A 16,834-nucleotide genomic window follows, 5' to 3' on the forward strand; every position below is an offset into this window, starting at 1 on the left:
AAACGGGCTGCAAACACGATGTAAACGACCGTAAACGCCGTCCAATGCTCTGAACTTGGGATGTGGCCGCGTGACAGACGGGCAGGTGTGAACGTTCACATTCCGTGCAAACGGGGCGCAGGTCCCCATGCTCATCCATTTCGGACCACAGGAGATCATCATGTTGCGCATTCAAGGTTTGCTGGCGATCGCACTCGGTGTTGCGTCGCTTGGCACTGTCACTCCGGCGTCGGCATTTCCGCACGCAGGCACGATGCTGCACCCGGTCGAAGTCCAGGGCGGGCAGTTGCCGCTGCCGCCGCGCCAGCCGAAAGTGGCTCCGCAGTATTGCGAGACTCACAACTGCATCATGCCGCCCCGGCCCGATCCCGACCGCAAAGTCCAAGGTGTTCGGCGATAAATGCGAAGGCTCACATCCATCATCTCAATCACCTCATACCAACAGGAGACGGTCATGTTCCGCACATCCATCTTTTTGACCATCGCACTTGCAGTTGCAGCAATGGGTTTTGCCATCACTCCGGTGTCCGCACTCTCCTCGCAAGCTTTCGGCGCTCGCAATGAACAGGTCTCTGCTCACTACCATCCGATTACATCGGTGCAGACGAGAATGTACCCTCCTCCCCCCAGAAAGAAGAAGTGACCTCTCTGACCTCGACCCGCCGGATCGTGGCTCATGGCGATCCAGTCCAGCGATCGTCTTCCATCACGATCGTACAAGGCTCGCCTTTTCGCTGACAGGCGTCCAGGGCGAGCTTGCGCGCGTCGTCGAGGGTGAGCGCGGTCTGGTAGGATGCGTTCTGCTTTCCGGCGGTTCGGGCCAAAGCCTTTTCGCCCGGAGCGGCCAGATAAGCCTGGACGAACGCGCGCTGCGATTGCGGCCATTGCAGTCTCTGTAGCACGACATCCACGTTGGATATCGGCCAGGTCGGAAGATTGTGCGCTCTCAAGAAACTGTCGAGCTCCACCAGCCACTGCGTTCGGCCGACGATCGAATACATCCCGGTGTGCCCATCCTCGCCGATCGGCTCGAACAGCACGAGCTTGAGATCGGCTCCGGCTCCGGCGAAGGCCGCGCGCATGACCTCGATCTGGTCGAGCGGGTGATTGAGATCGTTCTTCGCAAACAGCCAGAGATTGGGAATATGGCTGCGTGAGCCGAGCGTCCTGAAATCGACCGGGATGGATTCGCGTAGCGCCATGCAGCCGGTCCAATGCTCGCCGCCCGCGATATTGATGACGGCCGCGAGACCAGGAGGGTTGCGCGCGCCCAGCGCGAGCGAAGCCGCGCCGCCGGCTGATCCGCCCATCACGATCATTCTGGTTGGATCGGCATCCGGTCGCTTCGCGACGACCTCGATTGACGCCTGGATATCGTCGGCGTCCGCGTTCATCCAAGACATGGATGCATCCACCGCACATGGCGAGTCCGCCTGGGTCGGACCGTCTGACAGTCCGTACCCGCGCCGATGGATCGCCACGACAAGCCAGCCGCGGCGCGCCATGTCGGCCAGCAGATTGATGCCGGGATCGTTCGCGGTGAGGCTTTGATCCAATGTCATTTCGCGGTAAGCGGGCCTGCCGTGATTGAAGAAGGCGATCGGCAACCGCCCCCTCGCATCAGCGCGTTTGACAAACAGCGCTTCCAGGCGGACGTCCTGGCCTCCGATCTTGGCGCGCAGATATTGCCGTTCCTGGACCAGATCGCCTGATATCGCCGATGTGGTCGTCGCGATCGACATGATGAGCAGGATCGCCAGGGCAATTGCCTTGACGCGCAATGGCGCGCTCCGATCGGACTCTTCCACACCCCTCATCGTTCTCCCCCGATCCAGAGGAAATTCTCCATGACGATGATGCAATCCTGCGCGGCCTTTTGGCAAGCCGCCAAGGCGCCGGTGCGAGCATCATCCAGGCTCTTGGAGTTGGTCTGGTAGGTCACAGGCAGGTGCGGCTCGGCGACGACCTTGTTTTGGGGACGGATCCATGCCGCTTGCAAGGTCGGCGAGAAGGCGATCGCCTTTTCTCCAGGTGCCGAAAGATAAATGAGGAGCGAGCCCTGAAGATTCTCTCGTTCGATCCTGTCGCCAATTTTCAGCCTGTCGATCACACTCTTCACGTCCGGAATGCTCCAGGTCGGCAGGTTTCGTGCCCGCAGGAAACCATCCATTTGGCTGTACCAGGCGCGGGTCGCGTGGCTGAAGACGGGAGTACCCACGTCGCCGTCGTGAAAGAACGTGACGAATTTGACGTCGCCGCCGGCGTCGAGAAATGCGGTGTGTAGTCGGTTGACGAGATCGGGATCGAATACCTTGTCGCTCCTGGAATAGATCCACAGATTCGGCACCCGGCTCGTGCTTCCGAATGTCCTGTACCCGTCGACCAGAACGTCGGTCATCGGGCAATTCGATTCCGACTGCAGTCCGCCCGAGATTGAAACGACCCCCTGCAGTCCGCGCGGGTTGCGAGCGGAAAGCGCGACGGCCGCGACCCCCGCCGTTTCGGATCCGATCACAATCATTCTGCTGGCATCGGCGTCAGGGCGTTGCGAAACGGCGCTGAGGGTTGCCTGCAAGTCATCCGCGGCCGCACTCGCCCATGCCTCGAATGAAGTTGCCTGGCACGCGACCGGGGCCGGCCTCGGGCCTTCCGAGTTGCCAAAGCCGCGCCTTATCACAACGACCGCCAGCCATCCGCGCCGCGCCATGTCGCGCGCGTTATGCGCGTAGGTTGCCGTGGTCGCGCCCGCTCCGGCCGTGGCAGTCGCCGCGCCGCCATTGGTAATAAGCGCAATCGGCAGCCGGCCTTGAGCGTCGGATTTTTTGACGACGAGCGCTTCGAGGCGAACTGTCGTCCCGCCGATGGAGACTGGAAGGGACACCGGCGTCTCGATCAGTTCGTCGGACCATGCCGGCGCCGCCGCCATGCAGGTGAACGTGGCAAGCAGGATTACAAAGCGGGCCCCTGTCACTCGATTATCCCTTCAAACAAGCTTCACGTGGCAATGCCGCATTGTGCACGGGGACGCGCGCAGGCGGTAGTCACCCCGCGCAGTGGTGTTTTCGCAGATCGCGTAAATGGCCGGTGAACCGCGTGTAAACGGCGGTAAACGCTCGCGAATCTCGCGAACTTCGAAGCTCGACCCCATGACAGACGAGCATGGTGTGAATGTTCACATCCCATCCAGAAAGGCTGCGAGCCCTGGATGGTCAACCACTTCGAACCAACCAAAGGAGATCGTCATGTCGCGCAAATCAATCTTCTCGAATGCGAAGTTGCTTCTTGCCGGAAGCTGTCTCGCTCTCGCCCTCTCGACCGGAGTCGCCTCCGCATCCTCGTTCGGCGGCCTGTCGCTGTCGATTGCGTCGAACATCGTTGAGGCTGCATTGTCGTGTCCTCTCGGCACGCACGCCGGCTATGAAGGCAAATATTGCTGGCCCAATCGGCCCCGCGCGTGCCCGGCGGGCACCCACCTGGGCTACGAAGGTAAGTACTGCTGGCCGAATGGCTGACCGCCCTCGCGAGCGGGCGCGCCGCCCTCATTTGGGCATCGGACGACATCATGGGCAGAGAGCGGGCCGCCTTGCCAGGGTGGCCCGTTTGTTTTTGCGCTGCCGGTCCTGGGTGCGGACACCACGCCGATTCATTCGCAGCACGACCTCGAGGGCATTGGAAACGGCGCGCAGCGCGGGCCGCACCGCGATCGGCCCCGTGGCTGGTCACGCTCGGCACCCGGCGGCCTATCGGTGCGTAAACGGGCAGTGAACGAGCTGTAAACGACTGTAAATGCTTATGAATTCCGCGAACGCGGTGGTCTGGCGGGACTACAGATGTGCAGGTGTGAATGGTCGCATCTCATCCAGACAGGCCGTGAGCCCCGGATGTTTCAACCGCCTCGAACCAACCCAGGAGACAGTCATGTCGCGCAACTCAACCTTCATGGCGATCGCCCTCAGCGTCACCGCGATCGCTTCCGCCGCCACCCCGGCTTCGGCCCTGCCGTCGCAGGTTTTTGGTGGCATCAGTCCGCACATCGCCGGGCAATTTCACCCCGCAACCAGCGTGCAACCGAGCCTGGAGGCCAGCCACGTGTTGGCTCCTCAGAAGCCCGTCCCTCCGAAGCCGGAGATGCCGATGAAAATTCCGCCGGGACCGGCGAAGACGTCGCTCGGTACGGCCCAGATCCCGGTTTCGAAGCTTCCGGTCGGGAGCTCGACGATGAAGCAGCCGCAGATTCCGGTCTCGGAGCTGCCGTCGCCCGTCTACAAGCCCGGCCCTGGCATCGACAATGTGTGCCCGTTCAATCCGTACAAGTGCCCATCCAAGCAGCCGAACCCTGACAACGATCCGGACAAGGACAAGCATGGTCCGGTCGTGATTTTCGTGCCGCCGGCTGTGCCGGTGCAGGTCCCGGTGGCTGTCCCCGTCACCCCGCCGGTGCACGTCGCCACGGCAAGCAGCTCCGGCGGTGCGGCGCAGGCGAGGCCTGCCGTCACGGCTCCGTCCGCCGCGTCACAGTGCGGAGCTTCAGATACCATTCCGCCGCTGGCGGCAGGGATCGACGAATTGCTGCCCAATGCTCAGATCTCGAACGAGGACCGCGCAAAGGTCACCGAGTTCCGGCAGACGATTCAGGATCTGGCCACAGACGGAAAAGTGGCGGCGGCCCGTAACGTCGAGGAAGTCGCGATGTTCTATCTCGGCTACCAGAAGATCTGGCTCCAGTGCGGGCTGGGCACCTTCGCCTGGACGCCAGTTGTCTACAATGACGCCAAGACCGCGGATCAGTCGCAATGAATCAGCGGCCACTTTGCAAGCGGAGGCAGCGCGCCAAAGCGTTGCCTCCGATTTTTTTGCGGAGCGTTTCAGCGCCCCGCCAATTTGGCGAGCAGCTTGCCTTCCTGCGATTTGCCGAGCACGACTTCGTTCGGGTGCTCCGCCAGGATTTCGTGCGCTTCGTTCTCGTCGACGCCGGAAAGGATGGCCAGTCGCTCGACCGTGCGCCAATTGTACTGGTTGTCCTGCATCGCTGCGACCATGCGCTTATAGACGATGGCGCGCTGCTCGTCCCGTGCTGCGGACGATTGCGAAGTTTGGCTCGGAGGTCGCGTCTCCGGCGTGGCCGCGAGCTTCGGCGTCTCGGCCACCTGTTGCAGGGAAGCCCGGTTGGTCCACTCCTTCCAACCGACGAAGGACATGACGAGGACGACCGCGAGCGCGGCGACGCCTGCGATAACAGGCAATCTGTTCGATCGTTGTCGATCGAGAGGATGGCCAGGCGTATCAGATGTCTGGGCCGCCACCGGTTGGGCGGTTGCAGGTTGATCGGTGGCGATGACTGCCTGCGGTTTGGCTGTGAACCTGTAGCCCTCGCCGGGGACGGTTACGATGAGCCGCGGCGTCTTTGGGTCCGTCTCGATCTTGCGGCGCAGGCGCGAGATCAGCACATCGACGCTGCGATCTTCGGGCTCGGCGCCACGGCCCGTCACCACGCGCGTGAGTTCGTCGCGTGACAGCACCCGGCCCGGGTTTTGTCCGAACGCCAGCAGCAGGGAAAACTCCGCGCGGGTCAGCGTCAATTCCTGTCCCCGTGCGTCGAGGCAGGTGCGGGCACCGGCATCGAGCGTGTAGCCCTCGAAACGGAGGAGCTGAGGGCCTGATGGCGCCTGGGGGATCGCAACCGGACGCAACACGGACTTGACCTTGGCCAGCACGTCCTGCTCGCTCAACGGCAGCAAGATGCAGCGATCCGGCGAGACCGGTGGTTCACCCGCCGCCGCAGCGTCATCAGGCTTTCCGAAAAACATGACGTGCTCGACCGCGCCCTCAAGCTCCTGCGCGAGTTCGATGCCCGAGCCCTGCGGCGCCACGATCGCCAAGGCGATGGTGGCTTTGGCGACGACCTCATGCGCACGCTTTGGGCTCTCGGCGAGTTCGACGGCGTAGCCGGCCTGAATCAACCAGCGGGCAACCGTCGCGCGAAGCGAGGCATCGTGCGCGACGACAAGGATCCCCGGTTTCATCATGCGCCAGCAAGGTCCGCTGACATGGACTTGTTTCGGCGATCGGATGCCCTCTTAGGGCACCGCAGTTCAGGCGACATGCTCATTGGGCTCTCTTTCACGGGGCGACTATAGCAAAAACTCTTGAAAGTGGTTCGGCGCGGCGATCGCGCGCCGGCCGCGCGATCCTCACCTCGCACAGCGCTGGCTGAAAATCCGCCAAATCTGGATGGTGCGCGATTAACGCGCGGTGAACCGGATGTAAACGCCTGTAAATGCATCTGAATCCAAAAAACGCGCGACGTGGCTGCGGCGACTGAAAATGCAAGGTGTGAATGGTCACATCCTGTCAGAATAGGAGCCTACCATGTCTCGTCGTTCTCTGTTGCTTGCAACCACCATCTTCGTCGCTGTCAGTTCGCTGACGGCGATCGGCCCTGCGTCGGCCCACGGCTTTGGCGGATTTGGCGGCGGCGCCGCGTTTGCATCCAGATCGTCTGCGGTCGCCGCCATGCCACAGGCTCCGGGGCGATCGATGAACAGCTTCAATGGCGGCCGGTTCGATCGGGCCCCTTCGATCAGTCCGTCAACGACTGTCTCCGAACGGGCGAGAATAATGCAGGAAGGTGCGAGGACCGGGCAGAGCGTGGCGCCGGGCGGGAAAAGCTCGATCAATCCGCAACCCTTGCCGCCGAGGGTCGAGCAACAAACGACCGGTGGCGGCACCATCTTTCGGCCGGGCTCGCGGCTCACGATCAATCCGCAAACGACCGCTTCGCCCCGCACCGGCATCCAGCGTCCATTCATCGACGCCGCCGGCATAGTCAGGCCGAACGATTCCATCGCCGCGATCAAGGATGCCGAAGAACTGCGCGGCAAGCTGCCGAAGCCTGGCACGACGAACAACGTGCCCAACGTGGCCGGAGCGGATGTACTCGTCGTGGGGCAGAACCAGTCGGGCGGCATTCCGAAAGTGCCCGGCGTGACGAATCCGGGCGGACCGACCGTCAATCTTCCGGGCTCGCAATTCAACCAGCACGGGCCGCGTGAAGTGCCGGGCTTTGGCGATGGCACCGGCGGAGCCGGGCATCTGAATGTGCCGGGCTCGACGGAGCAGCATAGCGCCGATGAGGCCACCAAGAAGCTCTCCGAGTTAGAGAAAGCCGACCAGCAGTTGCTGAACCAAGCCGCCAAAGGCGGCGTCAATTCGCTGAACACCTCGGCAGGCCTTGCACCCGGTGAACGGGAGTCGGACAAGTATGGCGCCGAAGCGGGTAGCGGCGCTGCGGGGCAGAACTTTGTCAACACCGGTAGGCCGGTCGATCCTGTCGTCAACACGGGAAAGCCGATGAAGGTCTGGACGTCGAAGGGATCGGACCTGAACGGCGGCACAGTCGTCATGACGAATGTGAGCAGCGACACGCTCGACCAGACGACGATCGTCCAGACCAGCAAGGACGGAACGACCACGACCAAGGTAACCAGCTACGACCCGAAAACCATTGCGATCCTCTGGACCAAGACGACGACGACCGGAAGCGACGGCAAGAACAACACGCCCAACGACGACTCCAGCAACAGCCACGACATCGGCAGCCTTGCGCCCGGCAGCTCACTTGGCCGGATGGGCCAGGGCGGCGGCACGGACAACAACGGCACCGAATCCGCGAGCAGCCAGGCCAGCCAGCTTGCACCTGGTGCCGCGTCCGGCCGCACCGGCCATGGCGACGGCAACGACGGTCGCGGCGACAACAACCACGTCGGCAATGACGGCACGCTCGCGGCGGGATCGGCCCTTGCACGCAAGGATCAAGGTGACGGCGGCGGCTCGGACACGCGTGAGAGTGGCAGCACGATGGGTGGCGTGAAAGTCCAGCCGGGCGGCAATCCGAGCCAATCGAACCTAACGGCGGCGGCGGCGATGCGCAATTGACGCTGAACGAGATTGCCGCAACGATGCGACAAAGAATTGGCCCATCTCAGGTGGGCCTTTTCACGCCGTGCAGGCGAACTTGCCATGCCTTCTTATCGATTTATCGAACAGTTTCGTCTCACTCATATTAGAGCAACCGACCGCTGAAAGGGTTGGAAGATGCGATGGCCTCACTGGCAACCAACGCGCGCTGACATTCCCGTCATTCTATTCGCGCTAGTTTTGGTGTGCCTCTTCGCTTTCATTGCCATACGGTTTCCGTTCGTTCGCCAGTCGACCGGCTTCGGCCCCGATTGGGATTGCCGACCCATGCCCAAAGGCGATCCGGTCTGTACGAAGAGGCCGGGTCGCTGAAAGAGTCCTCAGAAGAAGAACCCGTCGTTCGGCGAGCCGCGTTTTTCCAGGCTTTCCACATTCCGTTTTTTGGGCGAGTAGGTGTCATCGCAGATCCGTCGGACCGGTTGATCTCATGCAGGAGGGCAGGAGGTCTCGAGCGTCTCGGCAAGGCGGGACTTCGCAATTCGCGTCAGCCGAGATCGTGAAGATCCTTGCCGAGCGGCTGTGTCAGGCGAAACGTCGGGAATGTGACCTTCAGGCCGGCCCGCTCGGGCGTGCAGGCCATTGGCCCCACGAGATAGGAGCGCGCCACCGGGAATGGCGCCAGCCGCATGAGCGGCCAGACCCTGCTATCGGCGGAGACCTGCAGGCGAAGGACGCCGTTCGTGACGGTTGCGCGCACCTGGAAATCGCGGGCATCGTGCTCGTAGGGTGCCGTCGCCCAGTCCGATTGCCCGTCGGTCAGCACGCTCGCGAGCATGGCACGCCCGTCCGAGAACTCGATTCCAGCCTTGACCCAACGGTGCGCATCGATGCGAACCATGATGCCCGCCTGGTCGTAGAGTGAGCTAAAGTCGGCCTGGACGTGCAACTCGGCCGTGAATGCATCGGCGGTCGGGAAGCCCAGGAAGTGCCCACTGTCGCGGCTAAAGCCGTAATGGGTTTCGCGCCAGAAATCTGTGGCTTGGTCGGTGACGATCTGAAGACCGTCATTCTGCGTCGACCATTGTTTCGGTTCGTTCAGCCACACACCATCATGTCTGCGAAAGATCGGGGCGCTCATGTCAAACCTCGGTCAGCGGTGCCCGCCGATGTCGTGCTGCGATGTGCACGCGCGAGAGAGGCGACCGGCCCAAACGAATGGTCTAGCTAGATTTGATCGAGCTAGACCATTCAGCTTCTATGACTGCCTTGATGAAGTCAAAGCAGGCCGTTCTTCTTCAGAATGTCGGAGGCGTTGTCCTTGGTAATCAGCATCGTCGGCAGCGTGATGACCGGCTGCAGCTTCTCGCCTTTCAACAGCTTGACGGCCTGCCGCAGGCCTTCGGCGCCGGGCGTTGCATAGAGGAATGTGGCCGTCAGCTGTCCCTTGCTCACCCAGGTCACGCCCTCGTTGGGCAAGCCGTCGATACCGAGAATGAACTTGATGTCCTTGTCGCGGCCGGCATCCTTGGCCGCGAGATAGGCGCCATAGGCCATCGGATCGTTGTGGCCGTAGACAAGGTCGATCTTCTCATTGTTGCGCAGCGCCGTCGTCATGATGTTGTAGGCCTTGTCCTGCTTCCAGTCGCCAGACTGGTTGTTGAGCAGATTTTTGATACCCGGCTCCTTGTCGGTGAAGGCATGGAAGCCATCGTGCCGATCGTGCGCGGGCTGGGTGCCCATGCCGCCCCAGATCTCGACCACGTTGCCGGCTGCCTTGCCCGGACCGCCGAGCAGCTTCACCGCATACTCGCCGGCCGCCTTGCCGATCGCGACATTGTCGCCGCCGATGAACTGGGTTATCCGCTTGGTGTCGACGTTGCGATCGAGCACGATGACCGGAATCTTGGCGTCGATCGCCTTCTCGACGACGCCGGTCAGTCCCGCCGATTCCTTCGGCGAGATCAGGAGCACGTTGACCTGCTGCACGATGAGGTTTTCGCAGTCGGCGACCTGCTTCTCGGTCTTGTCCTGACCGTCGGTGATGACGAGGTCGACATCCGGCTGGTTCTTGGCTTCCGCCTGGATATCCTTGTTGAACTGCACGCGCCATGGCTCGAGCGTGGTGCACTGGCTGAAGCCGACCTTCCACTTGCCGGCGGCTTTGGCCGGGCTCCACCCGGCAGGCAGATAGACGGTCATGACCGCACCGGCCATGGTGGTCGACAGTTTTAGGAATTCACGACGCTTCATCGAGATCCTCCCTTGCGAATTGCACCTTCGTGGCGCTTGGCAGCCGATGGGATTCGGCCGTTTTCGTATCGGCGCCGGCTTCCCGCGAACGGCTGAACCGCCATCGCGAGAAGAGCTGGCCGAGATTCTGTTCCTGCACCAGCACGGTGCAGACGATGATCAATCCTTTCATCAGAAGCTGGACGTTGGAATCGATGTTCTGGAGCTGAAGGATGTCCGACAGGAGCCCGAAGATCAGGACGCCGACGAAGGTGCCGGCGAGGCCGCCACGGCCCCCCATCAGGCTTGTGCCGCCGATCACGACCGCGGCAATCGCGTCGAGCTCGAGGCCTGCGCCTGCATCGGGCTTGCCTTGCCGGTATTGCGCGACGAACAGCACGCCGGCGATCCCGGCGAGCAAGCCTGACAGCAGGTAGGCGGTGAGCTGCACCTGCGCGACCTTGATGCCCGAGAGCTTGGCCGCCTCGACGTTGCCGCCGATCGCATAGGCATAGCGGCCGAATGTAGTGAAGCGCAGGATCGCGCCGAACAGGATGATCGCCGCCAGGAAGAAGACGCTGGGCACCGGCAGCACGCCCCACAGCATCGAGCGCAGCAACTCGAATGCCTCGGTTGCATTGGTGCCGGTGTAGACCGGCACCACGGCGTTGTCCTGTCCCGCTGTGAGGCGCGCGATGCCGAGCGCGCTGACCATCATCGCGAGGGTCACGATGAAGGGCTGCATCCGTCCCGTGACGATCAGCAATCCGTTGATGGCCCCGAGCACCAGGGCGAGGCAAGGTGCCACCAGGAGAACGCCGAGAACGCCGAACTTGACGGGCACCTGGCCCGCCGTCCACCACGCAACCGCGATTGCAGTGATGAGGCCTAGCAGGCCGGGAATGCCGACGCTGCGCCAGGACGAGAGCGTGATCTCCCGGCGCCGCCCGGCGGAAGCGTCGCTGCCGCGCGCGAGACCCATGAAGATGAAACGTGCAGCCAGCGCCACGGCAACACCGCATGTGAGCACCGCAGCCGGCACCCCCATTGCGGATGCCGACGTCCAGCCCGGTTTGGTCAGCAGCATTGCGCAGATCACCGTCGCGAAGCCCATAGTAGAGCCGACCGACAGATCGATGCCGCCGAGCAGGATGACCATGGTCATGCCAGTGGCGACCAATCCGGTGATCGAGACCTGACGAAGCACGTCGGTCAGGTTGGCATAGGACAGGAAGATGTTGTTGCCGGACGAAGTGTGCGGCGAGGTGAGGGTGCCGATCAGGCAGATGATCAGCAGTCCCCAATAGAGCTTGGTGCGCGAGAGAAGCCTGGCTAGCCTCATGATGCCGATTCCTGCGACCACGTCGCCATGCCCGGTGCAGCAAGGCGCATCACCGCCTCCTGTGTCGCGTTCTCGCGCGTCAGGATTCCGGTCTGCCGCCCCTCGCACATTACGAGGATGCGATCGGACAGCAGGAGAAGCTCGGGCATTTCCGAGGTGACCACGATGATGCCGAGGCCTTGCGCGGCGAGATCGAAGATCAGGCGATAGATCTCCTGCTTGGCGCCGATGTCGATGCCGCGGGTCGGCTCGTCGAGCAGGAGAATGCGCGGTTCTGTCGCGAGCCATTTGCCGATCACGACCTTCTGCTGATTGCCGCCCGACAGCGCGGCGGCCGGCTGGCCGATGCCGGTGCAGCGGACCGACAGCCGGCCGACCATCTCGGCGGCCAGCGCGCGTTCACGTCCAAAGGCGCGCAGGCCGAATTGCGACAATACGCCGATCGACGGCAGCGCGATGTTGTCGCAGATCGAGGCGGCCAGGTGCAGGCCGCGCTCCTTGCGGTCCTCGCTGACCAGTGCAAGCCCGAGGCGGTAGGCATCGGCCGGCGAGTGGATCTCGACAGTTGCGCCACCGATCGCGATTTCGCCGCCGCGCCAGCCGCGCGCGGCACCGAAGATCGATTCCAGGATCTCCGTCCGCCCGGCGCCGAGCAGCCCGCCAATCCCCAGGATCTCGCCGCGTCTGAGTTCGAAGCTGACGCCGTGCAGTGTCCGCCGCCACCCGCGCGAACTGAGCGTATCGAGCGTCAATCCCCTGATCGACAGAATGACCCCGCCATCCGCCGTCGCGGCGCCACGATCGCTCGCGGCCATGTCGCGGCCGACCATCGCCGAGATGATCGCGCCGTGCGACAAGTCACCGATCGCGGCCGTGATCACTCGTCTGCCGTCGCGCAGTATGGTCACGCGATCGGCGAGGTCGAGAACCTCTTCGATGCGGTGCGAGGTGTAGATGATCGCGACGCCTTCGCGTGCAAGCTGCCGCACGATCTTGAACAGCGTGTCGCATTCCGACGCCGACAGCGCCGAGGTCGGCTCGTCCATGATGAGGATACGGGCATTGAGCGACAGCGCCTTGGCGATTTCCACCAGCTGCTGCTCGCCGACGCGCAGGTCGGCGACCCGGCATTCGGCGTCGATATTGACGCCGAGGCGCGCCAGCAGGTGCTCGGCCGCCCTTGCCATGCGCCGGCGGTCGATGAGCAGGCCGGCGATCAGCGGCTCACGGCCAAGGAAGATGTTGTCGGCCACACTCAACTCGGGAACGAGATTGAGCTCCTGATGAATGATCGCAACGCCGGCTTCCTCGGCGTCGCGCACGCCGCTGAACGATACCGTCTGGTGTCCGATCTGAATGGAGCCGTCATAGCTCGTGTGCACGCCGGCAAGGATCTTCATCAGCGTGCTTTTGCCGGCGCCGTTTTCGCCCATCAGCGCATGCACTTCGCCGTGACATAGATTGAAGTCGACCTGGTGGAGAGCCTTTACGCCGGCGAAGGATTTCGAGATCTGTTCGGCGGAGAGAACGAGACGGTCGCCCGGCACGCCGGCATGGGCGGCAAGCTCGATCAAGCGCGAGAGATGGGCGCGTGACTCATCGTGCGCCCCGAATGCGCCGAAGCGTGCTTCCATCGTGCTGTTCCTCCCAGCCCGGGCCTTGGTCTCTGGCGAACGTTGGGCCGCGGGTGATGGTTGTTATTTTTCTGATATGCTAGTTATATCAGATGCTGTTCGTCAAGCCTTCGTCCGCGCGATCGGACTTGCAAATTGAAAAAGTGAAATCGAGTTGGGGAACCACAACATGCATTCGGTCGGCGGGTTCAGTGGAGGAACCGTTGCAACGCGAGGACGCAGGGCCGGGGGCTCGAAAGTCGACCAGGCTTACCTCGCGCTGAAGCGCGCCATCGTGTCTGGAAAACTCGCGCCTGAAACGCCGATCGACAAGAACGAGTGGTGCGCCGTCTTCGAAGTGTCCAGACTGTCGATCACCACGGCCATCAACCGGCTTGCTTTCGAGGGGCTCGTCGTGGTCGAGCCGCAGCGCGGGTCATATGTCGCGAGGATTCACCTGGAGGACGTGCGGCAATGGATGCTGATGCGCCGCGCGCTGGAGGTGGAGGTCGTCGGGAATTGCGCGGCCGAGATGTCCGACGACGCAATCGCGGCACTTGGTCAGAATCTCGCCTATCAGAAAACCGCCATTACCTCAGGCGATCTCGAAGGCTTTCACGAGCTCGACACACGATTTCACCGTCAAATGACCGAGAGCCCCGGTCTTGCACGAGTTGGCGAGGTGCTCGATCCGATCCGAACTCATCTAGAACGTGTTCGCCGGACGCTGCTGCCGGAGCCGGGACGGCCGCAAGGAACACTTCGCGAGCACGAAGCGATCTTTCGCGCGATTGCTGCACGGAAGCCGGATCAGGCGAAAGCCGAAATGGCCAACCACCTCGATCGCGTATCGCGCGAGCTGCAATCCTTCGTCGCGAGACACCCCGGCTTCTTCGAAGAGTAGCTTCTGTATTGAAACGCCAGCGCGCATCGATTCAACTTCATCGCGGTTTTAGCCTGCGAGAATTCGGCGGCAGGCATCGACGAACACGTGCGCACCGGTGACGATGTCGGCGTCCGCAGTGTTTTCGGTCCAGTGATGGCTGATGCCGCCGATCGAGGGCACGAACAGCATGCCAGCGGGCATGATGGTCGCGAGCATCTGTGCGTCGTGGCCGGCGCCGCTTGGTATGCGCAGCGATCGCCCATCGGCAAGCGCCTTGCTCGCGGCTTCGATCGCGTCCTGAAAGCCGGTGTTCATCATGGCGGGGGCCCCGGTGCGGATTTTCTCCACGGCGACGGAGCAGGGACCCTTGGCGCTCGCTTCCGCCGCCATGGCTCGCAGGAGCTCTTCCAGCCGCGCGATCACGGCCGGATTGTCGTCGCGGATCTGGAACAACATCTCCGCGCCACCCGGAATGATGCTCGGCGCGCCCGGATCGAGCGTGATGCGGCCGGTGGTCCAGACCGTTCGCGGCCCGCACGCGATCGGAAAACGTTCGTCGACCGCCACGCAGAACTTGGCCAGCGCCAGGCCCGCATCCTTGCGCACGGCCATGCGCGTGGTGCCGGCGTGGTTCTGCTCGCCGGTGAATTTGATGCGGTACTGCCAGATCCCGACGATGGAGGTCACGACGCCGATCGCGAGCTTCCCGCTTTCGAGCGTGTCGCCCTGTTCGATATGCGCCTCGAGATAGCCGACGTGCCGCCCCGGCTCGGCCGCGATGCGTGGACGTCCAGCGAGCCCCATGTCGGCCAGCGCATCGCGCATGGTTCGCCCATTGGTGCGGTCGCGTGCGGCGTCGATCTCGGCCTCGGTCACCTGACCGACATAGGAGCGCGAGCCGAGGAAGCTGCCGAAATGACCTTCCTCGTCAACCCACGCGGCGACTTCGACCGCGCCTTTCGCGGAGAGATCGGGGTTGAGCACGCGCGCGGCTTCGAGCGCGTAGACGACGCCGAGCGGGCCATCGAGCCAACCGGCGTAGTTTTGGCTTTCCAAATGCGAGCCGGCGAGTAGCTTTGGTCCAGGCTTGGCACTGGTGCCCAGGATGTTGCCGATGCCGTCGATCGCGCCGGTGAGGCCGGCCTCGGGCAGCTTTTGTATCAGCCAGTCCAGCGACTGCTTGTGCGGCTCGGAGAAGGTCGGCTTGTGTACGCCGGTCTTGTAGGCGCCGAAGGCGCGGAGCGCATGGAGGTCGGCGAGGACGCGCTCGCCATTGGCGCGCGGGTTAGTTTCAGGCATGTTCGGCAACCTTCAGCGCCTCGGTGCGGATCTCTTCCACCAGCCGTTCCTTGAGCTGGACGAATTCGGGCGTGGTCTTGATCTTGTAGGAGCGCGGATGCGGCAGATCCACCGCGATCTCGGCCTTGATGCGGCCGGGACGGGCGCTCATGACGATGACGCGGCTGCCGAGGAAGATCGCTTCCTCGATATCGTGGGTGACGAACAGCACGGTCTTCTGGTCGCGCTCCCAGATGCCGAGCAGCATCTCCTGCATCAGGGCGCGGGTCTGGTTATCCAGCGCGCCGAAGGGCTCGTCGAGCAGCAGGATCTTGGGATCATTGGCGAGTGCCCGCGCAATCGCGGTGCGCTGCTGCATGCCGCCGGAGAGTTGCTTGGGCCAGTGGTTCTCGAAGCCGGCAAGTCCAACCTGGCGGATGAAGGCGTCGGCGACCTTGTTGCGCTCGGCCTCCGGTACGCCGCGTTCGCGCAGGCCAAAGGCGATGTTGTCGCGCACGGTCAGCCATGGAAACAGCGTGTAGGACTGGAACACCATCCCGCGATCGGCGCCCGGGCCGGTCACCTCGCGGCCATCGAGCGTGACGCGCCCGTTGGTCGGCCGGTCGAGGCCGGCGACGATGCGCAGCAGCGTGGACTTGCCGCAGCCGGAAGGGCCGAGGATGGTGACGAAGTCGTTGTTCCCGATAGTGAGGTCGGTCGGCTCCAGCGCGCGGGTCGGCGCATTGCCGTGGCGCGCCGGGAAGGTGCGCGAGACCTGCTCGATCTTAAGCGTGGTCATGCGAGCCTCCACGGAAACAGCCAGGCGTTGAACGCCTTGAACATGAAGTCCGAGAGGAGGCCGATCAGGCCGATCACGATGATGCCGAAGATGATCTGGCCGGTGTTGAGCAGCGCCTGGCTATCGGTGATCATGTGGCCGATGCCGGAGGACGAGCCGATCAGCTCGGCGACGATGACGTAGGTCCAGGCCCAGCCCAGCACCAGCCGCAGAATCTCGGCGATCTCGGGCGCGGAGGAGGGCAGCAGGACGCGGCGGATGATGCCGCGATCGCTGGCCCCGAGCGTATAGGCAGCTTCCACCAGATCGCGCCGCGTCGCGCCGACAGTGACGGCGACCATCAGGATGACCTGGAACACAGAGCCGATGAAGATGACCAGCAGCTTCTGCAATTCGCCGATGCCAGCCCACAGGATCAGGAGCGGAATGAAGGCGGAGGCGGGCAGATAGCGCGCAAAGGAGACGAACGGTTCGAGAAAGGCTTCGATCGGCTTGTAGGCGCCCATCAGCACGCCGAGCGGCACCGCGATGATCGCGGCCAGCGCAAAGCCGCCGACGACGCGCCAGATCGTCATGCCGATGTCGAACACGAAGCCCTGCTTGACCAGCAGGTCATAGCCCTCCTGCACCATGGTCAGCGGGTTGGCGAGGAAGGTCTTTGAGACATGGCCGCCGAAGGTCGCCCAGGACCAGAGGGCGACGAACAGCACGAAGAACGCCAGGCCATAGGCCACGCGCTGCTTCGATGTCACGGAATCCAGGGGACGCAT

At 63.2% G+C, this 16,834-nt stretch carries 16 protein-coding genes; 6 read left to right on the forward strand and 10 right to left on the reverse strand.

The window, feature by feature from the left end:
• Positions 1-127 precede the first annotated feature (127 nt).
• Complete coding sequence (locus XH89_RS09950) at positions 128-400, forward strand: hypothetical protein (RefSeq protein WP_194466893.1); 273 nt, start codon at positions 128-130, stop codon at positions 398-400.
• 54 nt (positions 401-454) lie between these two features.
• Positions 455-643: a hypothetical protein gene (locus XH89_RS09955; RefSeq protein WP_194466894.1), complete on the forward strand. Its 189-nt coding sequence runs from the start codon at positions 455-457 to the stop codon at positions 641-643.
• A gap of 31 nt (positions 644-674) precedes the next feature.
• On the opposite strand, the gene XH89_RS09960 is transcribed toward XH89_RS09955, so the two are convergent.
• Together XH89_RS09960 and XH89_RS09965 are read right to left on the reverse strand one after the other, a co-directional pair.
• Positions 675-1,781 (reverse strand): S9 family peptidase, encoded by a 1,107-nt coding sequence (locus tag XH89_RS09960; protein ID WP_194466895.1) that lies wholly within the window; start codon positions 1,779-1,781, stop codon positions 675-677.
• Positions 1,782-1,813: 32 nt separating this feature from the next.
• A complete protein-coding gene (locus tag XH89_RS09965; RefSeq protein WP_194466896.1) occupies positions 1,814-2,971 on the reverse strand; it encodes a dienelactone hydrolase family protein in 1,158 nt (385 codons plus the stop codon).
• 271 nt (positions 2,972-3,242) lie between these two features.
• Here XH89_RS09965 and XH89_RS09970 point away from each other — a divergent pair, with 271 nt between their 5' ends.
• Positions 3,243-3,512: a hypothetical protein gene (locus tag XH89_RS09970; protein WP_194466897.1), complete on the forward strand. Its 270-nt coding sequence runs from the start codon at positions 3,243-3,245 to the stop codon at positions 3,510-3,512.
• A 427-nt stretch (positions 3,513-3,939) separates the two neighbouring features.
• Positions 3,940-4,797 carry a hypothetical protein gene (locus tag XH89_RS09975; RefSeq protein WP_210345242.1) on the forward strand — a complete coding sequence of 286 codons (858 nt, stop codon included), beginning with the start codon at positions 3,940-3,942 and terminating at the stop codon, positions 4,795-4,797.
• A 68-nt stretch (positions 4,798-4,865) separates the two neighbouring features.
• Here XH89_RS09975 and XH89_RS09980 read toward each other — a convergent pair whose 3' ends face one another.
• Positions 4,866-6,026, reverse strand: coding sequence for a winged helix-turn-helix domain-containing protein (locus XH89_RS09980; RefSeq protein WP_194466899.1), 1,161 nt, complete (start codon positions 6,024-6,026; stop codon positions 4,866-4,868).
• A gap of 343 nt (positions 6,027-6,369) precedes the next feature.
• Between XH89_RS09980 and XH89_RS09985 the strand changes: the two genes are divergently transcribed.
• Positions 6,370-7,935 carry a hypothetical protein gene (locus tag XH89_RS09985; protein ID WP_194466900.1) on the forward strand — a complete coding sequence of 522 codons (1,566 nt, stop codon included), beginning with the start codon at positions 6,370-6,372 and terminating at the stop codon, positions 7,933-7,935.
• Between the two features lie 526 nt (positions 7,936-8,461).
• On the opposite strand, the gene XH89_RS09990 is transcribed toward XH89_RS09985, so the two are convergent.
• The 4 genes from XH89_RS09990 to XH89_RS10005 all read right to left on the reverse strand — a co-directional run bounded on the left by XH89_RS09990 (position 8,462) and on the right by XH89_RS10005 (position 13,122).
• The gene (locus tag XH89_RS09990) at positions 8,462-9,055 is read right to left on the reverse strand and encodes a DUF1349 domain-containing protein (protein ID WP_194466901.1); all 594 of its coding nucleotides are present in this window, start codon (positions 9,053-9,055) and stop codon (positions 8,462-8,464) included.
• A 137-nt stretch (positions 9,056-9,192) separates the two neighbouring features.
• On the reverse strand, positions 9,193-10,116 hold the full coding sequence (locus tag XH89_RS09995; protein ID WP_371825225.1) for a substrate-binding domain-containing protein: 924 nt from the start codon (positions 10,114-10,116) through the stop codon (positions 9,193-9,195).
• A 37-nt stretch (positions 10,117-10,153) separates the two neighbouring features.
• Positions 10,154-11,488, reverse strand: a complete 1,335-nt coding sequence (locus XH89_RS10000) for an ABC transporter permease (protein ID WP_194466903.1) — start codon at positions 11,486-11,488, stop codon at positions 10,154-10,156.
• Positions 11,485-13,122 carry a sugar ABC transporter ATP-binding protein gene (locus tag XH89_RS10005; RefSeq protein ID WP_194466904.1) on the reverse strand — a complete coding sequence of 546 codons (1,638 nt, stop codon included), beginning with the start codon at positions 13,120-13,122 and terminating at the stop codon, positions 11,485-11,487. Before XH89_RS10005 ends, XH89_RS10000 begins: the two co-directional genes overlap by 4 nt.
• A gap of 169 nt (positions 13,123-13,291) precedes the next feature.
• Between XH89_RS10005 and XH89_RS10010 the strand changes: the two genes are divergently transcribed.
• The gene (locus XH89_RS10010) at positions 13,292-14,005 is read left to right on the forward strand and encodes a GntR family transcriptional regulator (protein ID WP_194466905.1); all 714 of its coding nucleotides are present in this window, start codon (positions 13,292-13,294) and stop codon (positions 14,003-14,005) included.
• A gap of 48 nt (positions 14,006-14,053) precedes the next feature.
• Here the strand turns inward: XH89_RS10010 and XH89_RS10015 are convergent, their stop codons facing one another.
• From XH89_RS10015 to XH89_RS10025, 3 genes are read right to left on the reverse strand one after another with little or no spacing between them, the layout of a single operon-like run.
• On the reverse strand, positions 14,054-15,286 hold the full coding sequence (locus XH89_RS10015) for a Zn-dependent hydrolase (protein ID WP_194466906.1): 1,233 nt from the start codon (positions 15,284-15,286) through the stop codon (positions 14,054-14,056).
• Complete coding sequence (locus XH89_RS10020) at positions 15,279-16,064, reverse strand: ABC transporter ATP-binding protein (RefSeq protein WP_194466907.1); 786 nt, start codon at positions 16,062-16,064, stop codon at positions 15,279-15,281. The genes XH89_RS10015 and XH89_RS10020 overlap by 8 nt, the downstream gene beginning before the upstream one ends.
• On the reverse strand, positions 16,061-16,834 hold the full coding sequence (locus tag XH89_RS10025; protein WP_128950497.1) for an ABC transporter permease: 774 nt from the start codon (positions 16,832-16,834) through the stop codon (positions 16,061-16,063). Before XH89_RS10025 ends, XH89_RS10020 begins: the two co-directional genes overlap by 4 nt.

Origin of the sequence: Bradyrhizobium sp. CCBAU 53340, from assembly GCF_015291645.1 — a bacterium.
Taxonomy (GTDB): domain Bacteria; phylum Pseudomonadota; class Alphaproteobacteria; order Rhizobiales; family Xanthobacteraceae; genus Bradyrhizobium.

What these genes read in the sequence shown, in the direction of transcription:
- XH89_RS09950 (WP_194466893.1), top strand. Translation starts at nt 128, where the DNA reads ATGCTCATCCATTTCGGACCACAGGAGATCATCATGTTGCGCATTCAA.
- XH89_RS09955 (WP_194466894.1), top strand. Translation starts at nt 455, where the DNA reads ATGTTCCGCACATCCATCTTTTTGACCATCGCACTTGCAGTTGCAGCA.
- XH89_RS09970 (WP_194466897.1), top strand. Translation starts at nt 3,243, where the DNA reads ATGTCGCGCAAATCAATCTTCTCGAATGCGAAGTTGCTTCTTGCCGGA.
- XH89_RS09975 (WP_210345242.1), top strand. Translation starts at nt 3,940, where the DNA reads ATGGCGATCGCCCTCAGCGTCACCGCGATCGCTTCCGCCGCCACCCCG.
- XH89_RS09980 (WP_194466899.1), bottom strand. Translation starts at nt 6,026, where the DNA reads ATGATGAAACCGGGGATCCTTGTCGTCGCGCACGATGCCTCGCTTCGC.
- XH89_RS09985 (WP_194466900.1), top strand. Translation starts at nt 6,370, where the DNA reads ATGTCTCGTCGTTCTCTGTTGCTTGCAACCACCATCTTCGTCGCTGTC.
- XH89_RS09990 (WP_194466901.1), bottom strand. Translation starts at nt 9,055, where the DNA reads ATGAGCGCCCCGATCTTTCGCAGACATGATGGTGTGTGGCTGAACGAA.
- XH89_RS09995 (WP_371825225.1), bottom strand. Translation starts at nt 10,116, where the DNA reads ATGACCGTCTATCTGCCTGCCGGGTGGAGCCCGGCCAAAGCCGCCGGC.
- XH89_RS10000 (WP_194466903.1), bottom strand. Translation starts at nt 11,488, where the DNA reads ATGAGGCTAGCCAGGCTTCTCTCGCGCACCAAGCTCTATTGGGGACTG.
- XH89_RS10005 (WP_194466904.1), bottom strand. Translation starts at nt 13,122, where the DNA reads ATGGAAGCACGCTTCGGCGCATTCGGGGCGCACGATGAGTCACGCGCC.
- XH89_RS10010 (WP_194466905.1), top strand. Translation starts at nt 13,292, where the DNA reads ATGCATTCGGTCGGCGGGTTCAGTGGAGGAACCGTTGCAACGCGAGGA.
- XH89_RS10015 (WP_194466906.1), bottom strand. Translation starts at nt 15,286, where the DNA reads ATGCCTGAAACTAACCCGCGCGCCAATGGCGAGCGCGTCCTCGCCGAC.
- XH89_RS10020 (WP_194466907.1), bottom strand. Translation starts at nt 16,064, where the DNA reads ATGACCACGCTTAAGATCGAGCAGGTCTCGCGCACCTTCCCGGCGCGC.
- XH89_RS10025 (WP_128950497.1), bottom strand. Translation starts at nt 16,834, where the DNA reads ATGCGTCCCCTGGATTCCGTGACATCGAAGCAGCGCGTGGCCTATGGC.